16 protein-coding genes are annotated in these 16034 nt (G+C 42.3%); 9 read left to right on the forward strand and 7 right to left on the reverse strand.

Going from position 1 to position 16034, the window contains the following annotated elements; all coding sequences use genetic code 11:
* The first annotated feature begins 32 nt into the window (after window positions 1-32).
* The 3 genes from DXK30_RS01115 (at window position 33) to DXK30_RS01125 (ending at window position 2132) form a co-directional block, all read left to right on the forward strand.
* Window positions 33-761, forward strand: a complete 729-nt coding sequence (locus DXK30_RS01115) for a YdcF family protein (protein ID WP_227670730.1) — start codon at window positions 33-35, stop codon at window positions 759-761.
* A gap of 115 nt (window positions 762-876) precedes the next feature.
* A complete protein-coding gene (gene ccoS / locus DXK30_RS01120; protein WP_227670731.1) occupies window positions 877-1137 on the forward strand; it encodes a cbb3-type cytochrome oxidase assembly protein CcoS in 261 nt (86 codons plus the stop codon).
* Window positions 1138-1235: 98 nt separating this feature from the next.
* Complete coding sequence (locus DXK30_RS01125; protein ID WP_114700093.1) at window positions 1236-2132, forward strand: sulfite exporter TauE/SafE family protein; 897 nt, start codon at window positions 1236-1238, stop codon at window positions 2130-2132.
* 107 nt (window positions 2133-2239) lie between these two features.
* On the opposite strand, the gene DXK30_RS01130 is transcribed toward DXK30_RS01125, so the two are convergent.
* Both DXK30_RS01130 and DXK30_RS01135 read right to left on the reverse strand, forming a co-directional pair.
* Window positions 2240-3394 carry a DEAD/DEAH box helicase gene (locus DXK30_RS01130; RefSeq protein WP_102091784.1) on the reverse strand — a complete coding sequence of 385 codons (1155 nt, stop codon included), beginning with the start codon at window positions 3392-3394 and terminating at the stop codon, window positions 2240-2242.
* Window positions 3395-3684: 290 nt separating this feature from the next.
* Window positions 3685-3900 (reverse strand): cold-shock protein, encoded by a 216-nt coding sequence (locus tag DXK30_RS01135; RefSeq protein WP_057760416.1) that lies wholly within the window; start codon window positions 3898-3900, stop codon window positions 3685-3687.
* A 443-nt stretch (window positions 3901-4343) separates the two neighbouring features.
* Here DXK30_RS01135 and aroQ point away from each other — a divergent pair, with 443 nt between their 5' ends.
* Window positions 4344-4880 (forward strand): type II 3-dehydroquinate dehydratase, encoded by a 537-nt coding sequence (aroQ, locus tag DXK30_RS01140; protein ID WP_114700094.1) that lies wholly within the window; start codon window positions 4344-4346, stop codon window positions 4878-4880.
* 123 nt (window positions 4881-5003) lie between these two features.
* Window positions 5004-6305: an ABC1 kinase family protein gene (locus DXK30_RS01145; RefSeq protein WP_114700095.1), complete on the forward strand. Its 1302-nt coding sequence runs from the start codon at window positions 5004-5006 to the stop codon at window positions 6303-6305.
* A 33-nt stretch (window positions 6306-6338) separates the two neighbouring features.
* Here the strand turns inward: DXK30_RS01145 and DXK30_RS01150 are convergent, their stop codons facing one another.
* Window positions 6339-7169, reverse strand: a complete 831-nt coding sequence (locus DXK30_RS01150; RefSeq protein WP_057760421.1) for an ion transporter — start codon at window positions 7167-7169, stop codon at window positions 6339-6341.
* 317 nt (window positions 7170-7486) lie between these two features.
* Here DXK30_RS01150 and DXK30_RS01155 point away from each other — a divergent pair, with 317 nt between their 5' ends.
* Window positions 7487-8236: a YebC/PmpR family DNA-binding transcriptional regulator gene (locus DXK30_RS01155; protein WP_114700096.1), complete on the forward strand. Its 750-nt coding sequence runs from the start codon at window positions 7487-7489 to the stop codon at window positions 8234-8236.
* A 74-nt stretch (window positions 8237-8310) separates the two neighbouring features.
* Here the strand turns inward: DXK30_RS01155 and DXK30_RS01160 are convergent, their stop codons facing one another.
* Window positions 8311-8877: a methylated-DNA--[protein]-cysteine S-methyltransferase gene (locus DXK30_RS01160; protein ID WP_114700097.1), complete on the reverse strand. Its 567-nt coding sequence runs from the start codon at window positions 8875-8877 to the stop codon at window positions 8311-8313.
* A gap of 54 nt (window positions 8878-8931) precedes the next feature.
* The gene (gene ftsY, locus DXK30_RS01165) at window positions 8932-9843 is read right to left on the reverse strand and encodes a signal recognition particle-docking protein FtsY (protein ID WP_227526712.1); all 912 of its coding nucleotides are present in this window, start codon (window positions 9841-9843) and stop codon (window positions 8932-8934) included.
* A gap of 765 nt (window positions 9844-10608) precedes the next feature.
* Between ftsY and DXK30_RS12695 the strand changes: the two genes are divergently transcribed.
* The 3 genes from DXK30_RS12695 (at window position 10609) to DXK30_RS01175 (ending at window position 13965) form a co-directional block, all read left to right on the forward strand.
* The gene (locus DXK30_RS12695) at window positions 10609-10758 is read left to right on the forward strand and encodes a hypothetical protein (protein WP_162799499.1); all 150 of its coding nucleotides are present in this window, start codon (window positions 10609-10611) and stop codon (window positions 10756-10758) included.
* Between the two features lie 65 nt (window positions 10759-10823).
* Complete coding sequence (locus tag DXK30_RS01170; protein WP_114700099.1) at window positions 10824-12320, forward strand: M16 family metallopeptidase; 1497 nt, start codon at window positions 10824-10826, stop codon at window positions 12318-12320.
* Window positions 12321-12387: 67 nt separating this feature from the next.
* Window positions 12388-13965 carry a M16 family metallopeptidase gene (locus DXK30_RS01175; RefSeq protein WP_114700100.1) on the forward strand — a complete coding sequence of 526 codons (1578 nt, stop codon included), beginning with the start codon at window positions 12388-12390 and terminating at the stop codon, window positions 13963-13965.
* A 148-nt stretch (window positions 13966-14113) separates the two neighbouring features.
* Here DXK30_RS01175 and DXK30_RS01180 read toward each other — a convergent pair whose 3' ends face one another.
* Window positions 14114-14701 carry a hypothetical protein gene (locus DXK30_RS01180; protein ID WP_114700101.1) on the reverse strand — a complete coding sequence of 196 codons (588 nt, stop codon included), beginning with the start codon at window positions 14699-14701 and terminating at the stop codon, window positions 14114-14116.
* A 264-nt stretch (window positions 14702-14965) separates the two neighbouring features.
* Window positions 14966-15913, reverse strand: a complete 948-nt coding sequence (locus DXK30_RS01185; protein WP_114700102.1) for a D-Ala-D-Ala carboxypeptidase family metallohydrolase — start codon at window positions 15911-15913, stop codon at window positions 14966-14968.
* Between the last annotated feature and the right edge of the window lie 121 nt (window positions 15914-16034).

Here is a 16034-nt window from a genome sequence, read left to right on the forward strand (position 1 = left end):
GGCTATTATCTAAACGATTATGGCGATATTACTTGCGGTTTTCTGAACGCATGGTGACACTATTTCGCATTATCAATATTACTTTCATACTAGGCTCAACGGCTGTCATTTTAGTGATTATTAGCCTATTTACCCCGCTGTTTTCGCAAGCAATCGTTTATATCTTTTCTCTACTGCCGCTACCTGATATGCCTTCTGCTGCCATGAGCTCCCCGCCTACCGCTTATGTAGTCTTAGGCGGCGGTCTGACCAATGACCATAACAACCAGATTATCCTCAATCGCTATAGCCTCAATCGCGCCCGTACCGCTGCAGGCGCTTACCATGACTTACCTCTACCGATCGTACTGAGTGGTGCTGAAGCTCCATGGCTCGGTCAATGGTTGATGGAACACGGTATCGACGGACTGATCAGTGAAAATGCCAGCATGAATACATGTGAAAACGCCCGTTTTACGGCCAAACGCATTCCGCTACGCCATGTATATCTGATTACTGATAGCTATCATATGGCGCGTGCACGCAGACAGTTTGCCTTAAATGGTATCAATAGCACACCACTTCCTGCGCCATTACCAGTGAGGCGCGACTGGATGAAGCCTGCCCACAACTTAAGTCACTCACGGCGCGCTGTCTATGAGGTCGCTGCCTACCTGCGCGATGTGATACGCCCCCAGATGGACTGCCGCCATGCCAATGATGTGACTTCACAGCAGCTATTGACTCCAAGAGGCAATGCCGCAAAAAACTCTGACGAATAAACGTTAAAGATATATACGATACTATTGAGAGACGCATTCTAAATGCTACCGATCATCCACTACATTTGTGATGGGTGTATAATAATAAGAGACACTGCTATTTAAGAGATTTGCCATGCTCAGTATATTTTTATTAATACCATTAAGTCTCATGCTGTTTGTGGTTGCTATTTGGGCAGTGCGTTATGCGGTCAAGTCAAATCAATTCGAAGATCTGGACAATGCATCACAGCGTATTATATTGGATGACCGTCAAGAACGCCGCCAAACCATGCAAGCTCATGAACGCGCAGCGCCTGCCCAGCAGCAAGATAAGACAGTGGCAACTGATGGAAATAACGATAATTCTGAGATAAATAAAAACTCAGAAATCTAATCTTATCTACCTTATAAATGTGTAATTTATTGGTGCCGTTTTATTAAATAATTCAGCATTAGCAAGTTCGCCCTTTACTACTCTTAGGAGACGCATTCATGACCATCGCTTTACTTGTGGCGGCATTACTAATGGGATTCTTTGGTTCACCGCATTGTTTAGGCATGTGTGGCGGTCTTGTGACCGCGTTTGGTCTGTCTATGAAAGATGTCAGCCCCGCCAAACGTCGTTCTTTGGTGGCTACTTACCATCTTGGGCGTTTAACGAGTTACGCATTATTGGGTTTAATCGCAGGGCTTATCGGTATTACCGTATTAAAGCCATTGATGATGGGTAATAGTACACCGCGTATTTTATTAGGATTGGTACTGGTATTCGTCGGTGTGACGATGCTTGGTGCACCGTTTTTGACTAAGCTCGAACGTTTTGGTATGCGCTTTTGGCAATATCTTAGCCCATTGCGTCAAAAGGTATTTCCACTCAATACTTTTCCGCGCGCACTAACAGCAGGTTTGCTTTGGGGCTTTTTGCCTTGTGGTTTGGTATATGGCGCTCTACTAATTGCGGTCGTTGCTCATAATCCATTAAGCGGTGCTGCGTTGATGTTTGTCTTTGGTCTAGGAACCATACCGATGTTGGTTGCAACGCATGAAACGGTCGGTTGGCTACGTGATAAGATTGGACGTTTTCGCCTAAGGCAGTTAAATGGTGCGGTTATGGTCATATCAGGTTTGGCGGTAGCGGTCGTGCCGATGGTCATGGCAAATATGCATGGTGGCCATGGTGAGATGAACCATGGTAGCCAAGCTGCTATGATGTCTGATATGGACTCTCACGACATGAGCCAAATGAATCATGATATGGATATGGCAGAAGACATGGATCATAACATGCAGGATATGGACAACCAAGATCATAGTATGCGTGACATGAGTGATGAATCAATGGACATGAATCACCATGAGCATACTGAGATGATGGAACACGCTCAATAAAGTTATCGGTAACAGATATTATTAACGCTTAGCATATAAAAAAGCCCTCAATACCATTTTTGATATTGAGGGCTTTTATTTACTAAATAAAACTCAGTTTATAGCAATTATTCCTGCCACTGCTCAAGCGTAAACTTGGTCTCTAAATGCTTTTCTAATGCTGGTATATTAAAGGCATCATCCTCACTTACAAAGCTGATACTAATACCTGTCTGGCCTGCACGGCCCGTACGACCAATGCGATGTACATAATCATCTGGTTGATCAGGCAAAGTGAAGTTGACCACATGACTGATATCATCGACATGGATACCGCGCCCTGCTACATCTGTCGCCACCAAGATAGACGCGTGACCATCTTTAAAGCGCTGTAAGTATTTCTCGCGTTTTTGCTGAATGACATCACCTGAGAGCATCACGATATTATGCGCTTGACGCAGTTTGTGATATAGACGCTTTACTTGGTCTTTACGATTAGCAAAGACGATGACCTTCTCTACTGCTTCATCACTGATAATACGCTGTAGGGCGTCTAGTTTTTGATCTTCTGTCAGCAAATAAAAATGCTGATCTACTAACTCGCTGGTCTTATGTTCAGGCTCAATTTCAACAAACTGAGGCTCATGTAACCAGCGGTAAGCTAAATTCATCACATCTTGGTTAAAGGTAGCAGAAAACAGCAAGCTTTGACGATCAGTATTGGCAGGCATTCGACCAACTAGGCGCTTGATATCAGGAATGAATCCCATATCTAGCATACGATCGGCTTCATCAAGTACCAGTACCTCTACTCTATCTAGATACACCATACCTTTATTAGCAAGGTCAATTAGACGACCAGGCGTCGCTACCAAGATATCAACGTATTGACGTTCAAGCTCGTGCTGCTGAGTTTCATAGTTAGTACCGCCCATAATACAAACACTATGTAGCGAAGTATATTTGGTTAATGCAATACAGTCGTCAAATATTTGCTGCGCCAGTTCGCGAGTTGGCGCCATGACCACAGCGCGCGGCTCACCAAGATAGCGCTCTTCGTCATTGGTAAATGGACGCTTAAGCAAGGCTTCCATAATAGTCAGTAGAAAAGTCGCTGTTTTCCCTGTGCCCGTTTGCGCTTGTCCAATAGCATCTTGATGTGCCAATGTATGCGGTAGTATCTTTGCTTGAATGGGCGTCAATTCAGTAAAGCCTAGATCACTTACTGCACGCAGGGTCGCTGTTGAAAGTGGCAAATCAGTAAACGTTGTAAAATTGCTCAAAAAAATATCCTTTTAAATGAATTGCTTGTATTTTATTAATTATAAATAGGTTCAAAATCAACCTTTATAGTGTCAAATGTAGCGTTTAAACCGTAATCAGTAAGAGTAGCTTTATTAAGTCTGTGGAAAACCATCAGACATACAGGCATAAAAAAAGCCAAGCCCAAATCCAATCCTACCAAATATGCTGCAGTTCACTCAACATAGGTAAGATAAGATGGGCTTGACTCAGTAGTATATCAGTAGTTTGTACAGACATTATAACTAAACCGCTTTAATGTCTGAGTAAATTACTCTTCTATCTTTCTGACTTCTTCAGCTTGCAGACCTTTGTCACCTTCTACTACGCTGAACTCAACTTTTTCGCCATCCTTTAGAGAACGATAGCCATCACCCTGAATCGCGCGGAAATGGACAAAAATATCTTCTCCGCTGTCACGTTGAATGAAACCAAAGCCTTTTGAGTCATTAAACCACTTAACGATACCTTGCTCACGAGCTGACATAATATTACTTCCTAAAAAAGTCCGCTTAGCCCTAGCTTCCTTTGCGACATTGCATATAAACAGGGTCTAAGATTATGAAATCGAAAATTAAGAGTATTACTACTCTACTTACCATCATATATAGTGCTTTAATTACCTACATAGTGCTTCCATAACGAATTCGCCAAACGCACTTATCGTCATGAAATTTGATGATAGCAACAAACTTGCAATATTTATTGCATAAAAAATATCATAGCACGGGTTTTTAGCAACATAAAGACTTTTAATATGCTTTTTGACATCTAAATAATTTTTTAAACAAATTTTTATAACCTAGCTGGCAAGCTGTTATGATAAAGAGCAAAATGCGTTGAAGCTGGTTTAGTCCGGTGACTCGCACCTTAGATTATTCTTATATTATAATAAATTATTAACATCGCTCAATAGTTACCGAGACCATTATGACCTCCTCTACTCCGTCAAAAACAGCCGAACAATCGACTAACGAAAATTCAAACCAAATACTGACTCATAAATTACTACTGGTAAACGGCGTAAATCTAAATTTACTAGGCAAGCGGGAACCGCATATTTATGGTCATACGACACTTTCTGATATAGAAAAGCAACTAGTTGAGCGCGCGGCACGCCACGGTATAGAGTTAATATGCATACAGTCCAACCATGAAGGTAAGCTAGTAGACGACATTCAACATCATGGATTATTGGCGGACAAATCTGCCCAAGTCGATGCTATCATTATCAACCCGGCTGCATTTACGCATACTTCAGTGGCTCTACGCGACGCGCTATTGGCTACCCAAAAGCCATTTATAGAAGTACATTTATCCAATGTTCATGCCCGTGAGCCTTTCCGTCATCATTCATATTTAAGTGATGTTGCGGTCGGTGTCATTTGCGGCTTGGGACAATTGGGCTATCAAATGGCGCTTGATTACTGGTTGAGCAATATGTATGCAGTTGACAGAAACAAATGATGTGACTGCGCTTACTTTTTTATAAATGATTACTCGCGTCTTCACACATTAGTCAAACAGTAATCTTGCAATTAAAATAATAGAATTACGACTGAGCAAACAACCCATTATACGGTGACATGAATGGCAAAATCGTCCGGAAAACGCTTTATGAAACTCGCTGGCATGACAGCAAGTATTGCTGGCAAAGCCGCTAAAAACTCATTTAAGCATCTCTCAAGTGACGAAGAAAAACGTCTGCAAGCTCGCTCAGATCTGATGCAAGACGTGGGCGTTCAAATTGCCGAAACGTTGGGTGAGATGAAAGGCGCAGTGATGAAAGTCGGACAGATTGCTTCACAATATAAAGATGTGTTTCCGCCTGAGGTAGCGTCAGCGCTCGAAAAGCTACAGAAAGATGCGCCGCCAATGCCGTATGCGCAGATACAAGCCCAAGTTGAACGCGAGCTAAAAGCGCCTATCTTAGAGTTATTCAGCGAGTTTGAAGAGACACCTTTTGCCGCAGCATCCATTGGACAAGTGCATAAAGCGACTTTGCCATCGGGACAAAAAGTGGTGGTCAAAGTCCAGTATCCTGATGTCGATGAAAACTGTGATAGCGATCTCAAACAAGTACGTATGGCATTAAAAATCGCTGGCGTGCTCAATATGAGTAAGCAACTACAAGAGCAGCTTTTTAATGAGATTCGTCAGAGTCTGCACGATGAATTGGACTATGCTAAAGAAGCTCATAACTTACGAGTATTCGGCGCCTTTCATGCAGAAGATGAAGGCCTTATTATTCCCAAAGTGATTAGTAGCCACTCTTCTAGACGGATTTTAACGTTGACCGAAGAGATGGGAGAGACATTAACTGTCGCCGCGACGTGGGATAATGACGTCAAACAAAAAATAGCAGAGCGTTTATTTCATTTTACCGCAGGCCAGCTGTTTGGGTTGTACCGTATGCACTGCGACCCTCATCCAGGTAACTTTGCGTTCCGTCATGATGGCAGTGTCGTGGCTTATGACTTTGGCGGTATTCGCAGCTATAGCGATAGCGAAGTGCAGCTATTCAAACGCTTTGTCAAACATGCACTAAGAGGTGACGTCACTGCACTTGAACAAGATTTAATCGCACTAGATATTCGCCGCGAAGATGATAAGAACATCCCTGGTGAATTTTATGAAAAGTGGCTATTTATCGGACTCAAACCTTTATCCATTAGCCCGTATCAAGAAGGCGCATTTGATTTTGGGAGTAGCCAAGTACATCACGAGGCCATTGCACAGATGCGTACATCTTTAAAGTACTTCGGTCAGTTTCAACCCTCAGCTACCACTATGATGCTAGACCGTACTGTATCAGGACAATACTGGAATCTGGTCAATCTAGGCGTCGAGATCGACCTGTCACCACTGGTTGATGAATATATAGATGCGTAATATATCCATGTACTGTCACGATTAAATCTATCTTTAGATATGTAGCGCGTGACCACAACGATCGCAAAAGTCTGCCCCTACTGCATGGCCGAACTTACCACAGTTTGGACAAGTCACTGGGTTGAGCTGCGGACGCATATTACGTGCTAACTCTGACGTAAAAATACCTGTTGGTACAGCAATAATCGAATAACCGGTGATCATGACCATGGTTGCAATTGCTTGGCCGAGCGGTGTTTTGGGTGACATATCACCGTAGCCTACTGTCGTCATTGTGACAACTGCCCAGTAGATAGACAATGGAATACTGGTAAATCCGTTTTCCGGCCCTTCTACCACATAAATAATTGAACCAAAGATGGTTACCAATAATACAAGCGATAAGAAAAAGACCGTGATTTTCTGCTGACTGGTTTTTAATGCAGAAGCCAAGAACCCAGCCTGCTGCATATAGGCTTTGAGTTTAAGAACACGGAACACACGTAAAATACGTAATACCCGTATCACGAGTAGATACTGCACGCCCACAAACATGAGGCTCAAATAACTTGGCAATACAGACAGTAAGTCTACTATCCCAAAGAAACTAAAAGCATAGCGTAAGCGGTTGGGTGCTGAAAACAGCCTTAACGCATACTCAATGGTAAACAAAATGGTAAAAAACCACTCTGCATAAAAGAACAACGTGCCATACTGCAAACGCATATATAGCACACTATCAAGCATGACGACGGCCACACTGGCTAAAATTGCAATCAGCAATACAATATCAAAGAGCTTACCCAGACGAGTATCTGTGCCTTCAATAATGATATGCGTACGGTTACGCAAGTGTGTAAGAGCTTCGGCGGTTGGTTGCTTCATAGAATCAGTACTTTATAAAATCAATGGCTTGATAGCACGCAATGACTTAAAATGTGATGGATAAGGGCAAGTTGGTCAAAATAGCTAAAACTGGTTTATAATATCGCTCACCTATCACAGTGAATACAATCTATAAGTTGCCACAGTGTAGCAAAAAAGCACTCTCAACAACATACAAATCGTTAACGTGCCAGTAGCGCTACTACCTCAAATAGACAAAGTAATGATAGTATAAAATCAGGCAATCAGATACCGAAGGTTGTTGTTGATCACTCTTTTTACCCATAAAAATAGTACGTAGAACTTAAGGATGTTATATGGCAGGCCATTCAAAATGGGCAAATATTAAACACCGTAAAGCCCGTCAGGATGCAGTAAGGGGTAAGATATTTACCAAAATTATTCGTGAAATCGTTTCAGCTGCCAAACAAGGCGATCCCGATCCTGACAAAAACCCACGCTTACGTGCCGTTATCGAAAAAGCTCTATCCGTCAATATGACGCGCGACACGATTAATCGTGCTGTCGACCGTGGTACAGGCGGCGGCGATAACGAGAATATGGAAGAAGTCAGTTACGAAGGCTACGGTGTCGGTGGTGTGGCTGTATTGGTCGAAACCATGACTGATAACCTTAACCGTACTGTCAGCGAAGTACGTCATGCTTTTACCAAGAATGATGGTAATCTTGGCACATCAGGCTCAGTGGCGTATCTATTCACCAAACGTGGCGAAATCGCTTTTAACGATGTCAGCTTAGAAGATGAGGTCATGCTCGTTGCACTAGATGCGGGCGCCGTTGATATCGAAAATGATGGCGAAAGCTTACTCGTTATCACTGAATGGGAAAGTTTTGGTCAAGTCCAAGATGCCCTTAATGCGGCTGGTCTTATTTCTGACAACGCCGAGGTCACTATGTCACCATCTACCACGGCTGAGATCGACAATGTCGATGATGCTGAAAAGATCATAAAGATGATTGATATGCTAGAAGATGCTGATGATGTGCAAGAGGTTTATACTAACGTGAACTTCTCTGCTGACGTCATGGCTCAGCTTGAAGCATAAGCGTATTAATTGTTCAGTAAAAAGGGCCAGATACTAAAAGTATTTGGCCCTTTTTTATTAAGATAGATTTAGTTTTACGTCCAACTTCCTTCTAATGCTAGTAAATACTCTTTTTTATCTAGCCCGCCTGTATAGCCACCGAGCTTACCATTACTAGCAATGACTCGATGACAAGGAACGATGATACTAAAAGGATTTTTACCATTAGCCTGCGCAACCGCACGGAATCCCTTTGGACTGTTGACACGCTGCGCAAGTGTGGCATAGCTGATGGTTTCTCCATACTCAATACCTTGTAGTGCCTGCCACACTCTTTGCTGAAACTCAGTACCCATAGAGAAGTCTAGAGGTAAGTCCAACGTCTTACGTTTACCATCAGCATAGTCTTTGAGTTGGAATATCGTTTCAATTAATAACGCTTGAACAGGTTCATTCATGCTTAGGCTATTTCTATCTATAAAAGTAAAGTCTTCATCTGTCAGGCCATAGTACTTTTTAAGTTTGGGTACAGATTTTGAGCTATGCCATGAGTTACCTGCCAGCAGCCAGTTGGCTTCAACAAGCATAGACTGACCATGCTCATTGACACGAGCAATTAGCGTTAATCGATATGACCCAAAGGCTGCGGTGGTAACTATCATAGCGTCTACTTCCCTATTATCTTAAAAATGATTTACCAATTAAAACTGGCTCTCTTATTCTTTATCGTCGGTCTCGAATAAGGCAGCGACAAATTGCTTCGGACTAAAAGAACGTAAGTCATCAATCGACTCACCCACACCAATATAGCGGATCGGTACATCTGTCGTTTCGGCAATATTAAACACCACGCCACCTTTAGCAGTACCATCTAGTTTGGTAATAGTGATGCCTGTCAGCGGCACAACTTTATTAAACAGTTCGACTTGGTTGATAGCATTTTGACCCGTGCCAGCATCCAGTACAATCATACCTTCATGCGGAGCACTTGGATCCGCTTTACGCATGACACGTACGACTTTCTCTAACTCTGCCATCAAATGTGTCTTGTTTTGCAGACGTCCAGCAGTATCGGCGATGAGCACATCGATATTTTTTGCTTTGGCTGACTGCATCGCATCAAAAATGACAGAAGCGCTGTCAGAACCATGACCTTGCGCCACAACTGGAATATGATTACGCTCGCCCCAAATCTGTAGCTGCTCAGTAGCTGCCGCACGGAACGTATCACCCGCTGCCAGCATAACTGATTTACCTTCACCCTGTAGACGCTTGGCAAGCTTACCAATCGTTGTGGTTTTCCCCACCCCATTAACACCTACTACCAATATAACAAATGGCTTTTTGCTAGTATCAATCACCAATGGCTCAACTTTTGGCGTTAGGATATCAACCAACTCACTTTGCAATGCTTTATATAGAGAATGTGCATAAATCAAGTCACCACGATCTGTCTGCTCAGTAAGGCTCTTGATGATACGGTTCGTCGCGTTGACGCCAATATCGGCTACCAATAGCTGATCTTCAACTTCTTCTAATAGCTCGTCATCAATCTCTTTACCACCGATTAAGATACTGACCATGCCTTCGGCTAAGTTTTTGCGTGACTTACTGAGGCCCGTTTTCATACGGTTGAACCAGCTGCCTTTCTTCTTATTTTCTTCAGTCTCTTGTGACTCTGTAGCGGACTCTTTTGCAGTATCTGCCTGTACGTCGCTGTTAGCCACTGGGTTTACGCTTGGCGTATCACCCAATTGTTCTTGCAACGGCATAGCGGGAATGGTTGACGCAGTATTAGTTTGACTTGTAGCGGCGGCTGTCTCTTTAGCGCTTGAAAAGCTTTCAGAATTACCTTTAGGGACATTATGCTCTTCTGTCATGACAATTGGCGTCGCCAAAGCAATATTTTCTGCAGCATCATTGCTAGAGACGTCCTGGTTTACCGTACTGTCCTTTTGTGGCGCAATACTCTCTGTCTCATCAATAATGGGCACAGATTGCACTGGTAGACTGGGTAAGGTAATATCATCGTCATCTAAGTCGTCAAGACCAGCATCAAGGTTAATGACTACGCGGTTGCTATTGTTTGGGTTGTTCATAAGTTTGCCCTAAAAGTTATCACGATTAATTATTTGTTTATTGTTAATGGATTTGCATATTGTCATCTGGCTACGAGCGACATAATATCTAGTTTTGACCTATTTTAGCATAATTCAAGTCATGCTCAGCCCTTACCCTATTAGACTATCGTCAAAATTTATCTGTTTAAAAAATCACTCGATGATTTGAGAAAGTTTTGCTTAAGGTTTGGACACAAAATTCTGACCTGTTACTTGTCAGACTTCGCCTACTCTACCAAGACTTATTCGATAAATACTTATTAGGAATCCGTTATGTCATTACTCTCTAAGCACTACAAAAAAATCAGCAGCATCAGTGTGGCTGCTTTATTAACGACGACTATATTGGTGACAGGTTGCACCACGACGCAAGAGTTTAGACCGACTGCTAGCGTTATGGTTGGTGCTCAGACTTCTTTGTAATGTCTTCTATCACTATGATTAGCATTTAATTCTTCTATTATTATTCTATATAAGTAGACCATACCATGCCATTGTCTTTACCTATAGCAGCTGCGCCATTACGCATGGCTTGTGCCTTAGCAGTAGCAGCGTCACTTACTGCGTGTCAAACCAACACGATGCCTACTAATTCTGCAACCGCGACAAGCTCAATCACAACAGATAGCTTGGCTCAAAACATATCAGATGAGAATAAAACGAGCAAAGACACAAAGCCGTCTGAGTTGACAATGGACATGTCAGGTCGACATGAATACCAATTAGAAAATGGTCTAAAAGTCGTCATAAAAGAAGACCACCGTGCCCCAATCGCTATGACACAAATCTGGTACCGAGTGGGCTCGGCAGATGAGCCTCTTGATAAAGGTGGTATCTCTCATTTACTCGAGCACATGATGTTTAAGGGCACGACCAATGTCTCTAGTGATGATTATGAGCGGCTAATTGCTAAGTTTGGCGGCGTCAACAATGCCTTTACCAGTTATGACTATACAGGATACTACGAGCTATTCCCTGCCAATCGTATGCCGTTAGCGCTGGAGCTTGAAGCAGATCGCATGAAAAACCTTATATTCGATGGCAAAGAATTTGCCAAAGAGCATCAAGTGGTCATGGAAGAGCGCCGCCAACGTACTGATGACAATCCGCTTGCCAAAGCGTATGAGTCATTTCGTCTGCTGGCCTTACCTGACAGCCCAAAAGGCGAATCTGTCATTGGGCCTATGAACGAGCTAGAATCGATTAAACTTTCAGATTTAAAAGACTGGTATAAGACATGGTATGCACCAAATAATGCGACATTAGTCATCGTCGGCGACGTGCAACCACAAGAAGTACTTACTCAAGTCAAGCGTTACTTTGGTGATTTAGAAAAAAGCAACCTACCCAAACGTACCTCTGTAACTCAAAAAGGCTTCCGTGGTTATCAAAAGGTAGACTCTGAGCAAGCCGTTCAAGTGCCCGTTCTACTGATGGGTTACAACGTGCCAAGCCTTGCCACGGCAGGCTCAAACAATGAAAAACAAGCTTATGCCCTGTCACTTGCGCAAGATGTGCTCGATGGCGGCTTATCTGCACGCTTAGAAAGTCGATTGATACGTGAGCAAGGTATATTGACGACGGTTGGTACTTCTTACGACTTGCTAGATCGCGGTGATGGGCTGTTTTTGATTCAAGCAACACCGCGTGAAGGCGTTAGCTTAGAGCAAGCACAACAAGCCATAACCTCAGAAATAGAAAAGTTAAAAACCGATCCTATTGCCGATGACGAAATCAGTCGTGCCAAGACCAATACGGTTACTGGTTTGATCTATGCGCAAGACAGCATGGAAGGACAAGCACGTATGATAGGCTCGTTACAATCTATCGGTCTAGATGACAGACTGCTTGCTAAACTGCCAACTAAGCTCGACGGTATCAGTGTGGCTGACATTCAGGCTGCTAGTAAAAAGTATTTGGTCAAAGACAACTTAACGGTGATGCATGTCGTGCCACCTAAAGATAATAAAACTCCAGCAAAATAGTAGCTACCTATTATCAAACGTCTCATAAAAATGGCCATAACACCGTATTCTTAATAAGAAGAAACTCATGATTCAGAATAAATACGACTATAAAGTCAGACAACAAGCTTTTAATATTACTTCACCCTCTATAAGAAGCACTATCGCATCTAAAAAGCGAGCCTACCTCAGTGCTAGCGTAATTTTTGCTTTTGGTATCTTGGCTACTCCCGCGCAGGCAGATGCAACAGCTGCTGAAGATTACCGGGCACCTGCTGCAGTCGATGCAAGTGCGCCAATTGCGGCTCTATCTAAACTGACCAGTTTAGACGATGACAAACCTTTAAAAGTCACCGTACCGACCATTCAACAGTTTAAGACCAAGTCTGGCGTACCTGTTATGTTTGTACAAACGACTACCTTGCCAATTGTCGATGTTGATTTGCGTTTTAATGCTGGTAGCGCGCGTGATGGTAGTATCAAAAAAGAAGGTTTTGGTATTGCTAATATGACAGCGACGATGCTCGAACAGGGCTCAAAAAGTCTAGATGAAAACGCATTTACACGTGCAGTGGAAACATTGGGCATCAATCTAAGCAGTAGCGCGTATAAAGATATGTTTATCGTTTCACTGCGTAGCTTATCCGATGACAAGCACCTCCTGCCAGCCATTGACTTAATGACACAGATGGTAAGTGAGCCTACGTTTGACGAGCAAGTTCTAGCACGCAATAAAGCAAGACTGTTGGTAGGCCTGCAGCAACAAAAACAAGATCCCAATAGCCTAGCAAGTATCGCTTTCAATGATGCTTTGTACGGTACTCACCCTTACGCGCATCCATCAGTAGGCACGCTAGAAAGCGTGCCTACGATTGAGAAACAACAACTGGTAGACTTTAAGAACAAATATCTGGTAGCAGCAAACGCGTCTGTTGCTATGACAGGTAACCTGACATTAGAACAAGCAAAAAAACTGGCAGAAAACATCACTGCTAAATTGCCTACTGGCCAAGCTGCCACTGACTTACCTGAGCCAAAACCGCTGACTAAAGCACAGCACGTTCATATTCCATTCCCAAGCACTCAAACCACTGTCCTTATGGGACAACTGGGTAGCAAACGGGCAACCGACCCAATAGCACAGCAACAGCAAACCAACTTTGCTGTTGGAAACGAAGTTATGGCAGGCAGTGATTTTAATGCGCGGCTAATGACGGAGGTGAGACAAAACCTTGGCTATACTTATGGAATTTCGGGATCGATGAATCCAATGCTCTCTCGAGGTCCCTATCAGATTGGTTTTTCGACACGTAATGACAAGGCGCGTGCGGCCATTGATGCAAGCTTAGCGGTTATCAACGAAACGCTGGACAAGGGTATCACCAATGAGGAGATGCACTTAACTACAGATAATCTTAAAAACAGCTTTCCGATGGGATTTGCAAGCAATGCAGGTATTAATGGCTTACTCGGAATGATGAACTTTTACCAATTACCGAATAATTACTTAGCTGACTATACCAATCGCATCGATCAAGTCACACTTTCAGAGGTCAATCAAACCATGCGAGATACGCTAAAGCCTGATAACTTTTTGATAGTTACGGTTGGGCAAGAAGACCCTTGGAAAGACAAGAAAACTGTAAAGAAAACCAGTAAGAAATAATTAACTGGCAAGTAGTGTGAAAAGGATAAAACTTATTAACCAAGTGGACGTGTTATGAGTGGTAAAGAGTACTACTCATAATTTCTACTTTAATATTTGAACTACTGTAATCTTTAAATAAGAAGCAGAACATTCCAAATGCTTAGTATTAGGAATACTTGGCCTCAGAGATACTCAACGCAACATCATAGACAAAATGCTCAGGTTTATGAGTAGCCCCATTATAGCTTAAACGGATAATATGCTTATCATAAGACGTCACTTCATAATTACCGTTGGCGAAATTATGTAATGTTGGCACAATTAATAGCGCTTCTATTTGGCGATCATCTACTTGTACGGAAAGACTCTGACCCTCTCGCGGATATAGAAAATAATCACAGTAATCATTTATCATGACTTCTGATATGCGCTCAATAACCTGACTACCTTTCTCTTCTTGAATCAGTTTGGGACAGACATCAGAGCGCTTAGATGCTAAACGAGCGTAAGAGTTCTTAATGCCATCTTCTATTTCTTTAGAACTTTGTATATGTCTATCAGATTCTATAGCAGGCTCATCTGTCATCAAAATACTATTTTCAAAAGACATCTCTGTACTACAAGCGCTAATAATCAGCACGGCTACAAGTGCAGAAATAAATAAAGCGCCATACTTATAGTTCGAGTGCAAAAAGCGCTGCTTATCGCTATTTAACTTATGATAGTTTTCTATTGTTGAGTGCTGCTTTTTCATAATTTTCGCTTAAAGTAAACGGGGTCTTTTTATTTATAGACTATAATGATATAAATACGGACAATAAATATATATCATTAAAGCATATTCTTTTGATTCCAAACAAATTTTCAGTGAACTTATGCGTATAACTCATTCGCATTACTTAAAAATTGCAAAATTAGTAGCTTTCAGTAACTAGAGAGATTAGAAAGTATGTACTCATTCTTTGTTTTATCATAATCAACGCACATTCATAATATCATCTCACTGCCAACGATCAATCTAATAGCGGCATGAGGAAGAGCTACTAGCGTGATTAAACCCCCACTTACGGTAGCCATCAGTATCTAAATGAATAGCCCCTGTTGCATATAAACCTAGACCAAAATTATAAGACTGTCCCTGATATTGCCAAAATTGACACAATCCATCATGCATGGTACTCAAGCGCCATAAATTGTCTTCGTATTCAGGCACCCAGATATCGATAGCGCTCGCATTCATATGCTTACTACCGTCTGCCCCACCTGCACAATCATTCAAACCTGGATTACGATATACCGAACGTATCTCACTGCTGAGTGGTAAAATACCTTGGTTTTTCAATTCACTATAAAGGCGCAATGTTGGTACAATATTAGACCATAACTCCTGAGGCGGCAGTTGATACGGCTCATACCCGCATTTGCTCCAACTACGGGCAGTCGTCAGCAGTTGAGACAATGGTGGTACATTCTGTGACCCGACTCGTGAACTGAGATAACGCTCATACTCTGCTACTTGTCTGACACGATAGCTATTGCTATTTAACCATGCGTTAAAGTCCATACTCATAGAATCGTTATAAGCACCATTATAGGTGTTGTTTGCTGTACTATAAGTAGTACCGCGTCTCACTACATTTACACGTTTGTTTTCTTCAATGGACAACCTAGCATCAATCTCGAAATCCCGCTGTTTTTGTACAATCAAGTTTTGCATACTGTCGCCATTTGATGCACTCGCACCACTTAACATGGTGACACCAGAACGCTGATTTGAGCTGTTGGTAGAAGGTGTTATATACGCATTACTGTTATTGCTTGTACCACTACTTTGACGTATTTGAATACGGCGTTCACTATCGTCACTGATAATAACGGCATGAGCACTGACACTGCCAGCACACAGGATAAGGGTGATAATAGGTTGGCAAATTTGCCTATACGCATGGATTTTTGATTTTATCATTGCAAGAAACTACCGCTAAAAACGTTTTATCGATACTATCAAATTTTCAACAAGCAGGCTAAACTATCGCTTCTAATTTGAAGTCCAATATTGATAATTAACACTTATCCTTACAACTTTT

It is taken from the genome of Psychrobacter proteolyticus (assembly GCF_003350005.1).
Taxonomy (GTDB): domain Bacteria; phylum Pseudomonadota; class Gammaproteobacteria; order Pseudomonadales; family Moraxellaceae; genus Psychrobacter; species Psychrobacter proteolyticus.

Bases quoted from the DNA above. Each gene is read 5' to 3' on its own strand.
- ftsY (WP_227526712.1), bottom strand. From the start codon at position 9,843: ATGAAAACGGGCCTCAGTAAGTCACGCAAAAACTTAGCCGAAGGCATG.
- ccoS (WP_227670731.1), top strand. From the start codon at position 877: ATGCTCAGTATATTTTTATTAATACCATTAAGTCTCATGCTGTTTGTG.
- DXK30_RS01180 (WP_114700101.1), bottom strand. From the start codon at position 14,701: ATGAAAAAGCAGCACTCAACAATAGAAAACTATCATAAGTTAAATAGC.
- DXK30_RS01150 (WP_057760421.1), bottom strand. From the start codon at position 7,169: ATGAAGCAACCAACCGCCGAAGCTCTTACACACTTGCGTAACCGTACG.
- DXK30_RS01135 (WP_057760416.1), bottom strand. From the start codon at position 3,900: ATGTCAGCTCGTGAGCAAGGTATCGTTAAGTGGTTTAATGACTCAAAA.
- DXK30_RS01170 (WP_114700099.1), top strand. From the start codon at position 10,824: ATGCCATTGTCTTTACCTATAGCAGCTGCGCCATTACGCATGGCTTGT.
- DXK30_RS01125 (WP_114700093.1), top strand. From the start codon at position 1,236: ATGACCATCGCTTTACTTGTGGCGGCATTACTAATGGGATTCTTTGGT.
- aroQ (WP_114700094.1), top strand. From the start codon at position 4,344: ATGACCTCCTCTACTCCGTCAAAAACAGCCGAACAATCGACTAACGAA.
- DXK30_RS01145 (WP_114700095.1), top strand. From the start codon at position 5,004: ATGGCAAAATCGTCCGGAAAACGCTTTATGAAACTCGCTGGCATGACA.
- DXK30_RS12695 (WP_162799499.1), top strand. From the start codon at position 10,609: ATGTCATTACTCTCTAAGCACTACAAAAAAATCAGCAGCATCAGTGTG.
- DXK30_RS01155 (WP_114700096.1), top strand. From the start codon at position 7,487: ATGGCAGGCCATTCAAAATGGGCAAATATTAAACACCGTAAAGCCCGT.
- DXK30_RS01185 (WP_114700102.1), bottom strand. From the start codon at position 15,913: ATGATAAAATCAAAAATCCATGCGTATAGGCAAATTTGCCAACCTATT.
- DXK30_RS01160 (WP_114700097.1), bottom strand. From the start codon at position 8,877: ATGATAGTTACCACCGCAGCCTTTGGGTCATATCGATTAACGCTAATT.
- DXK30_RS01175 (WP_114700100.1), top strand. From the start codon at position 12,388: ATGATTCAGAATAAATACGACTATAAAGTCAGACAACAAGCTTTTAAT.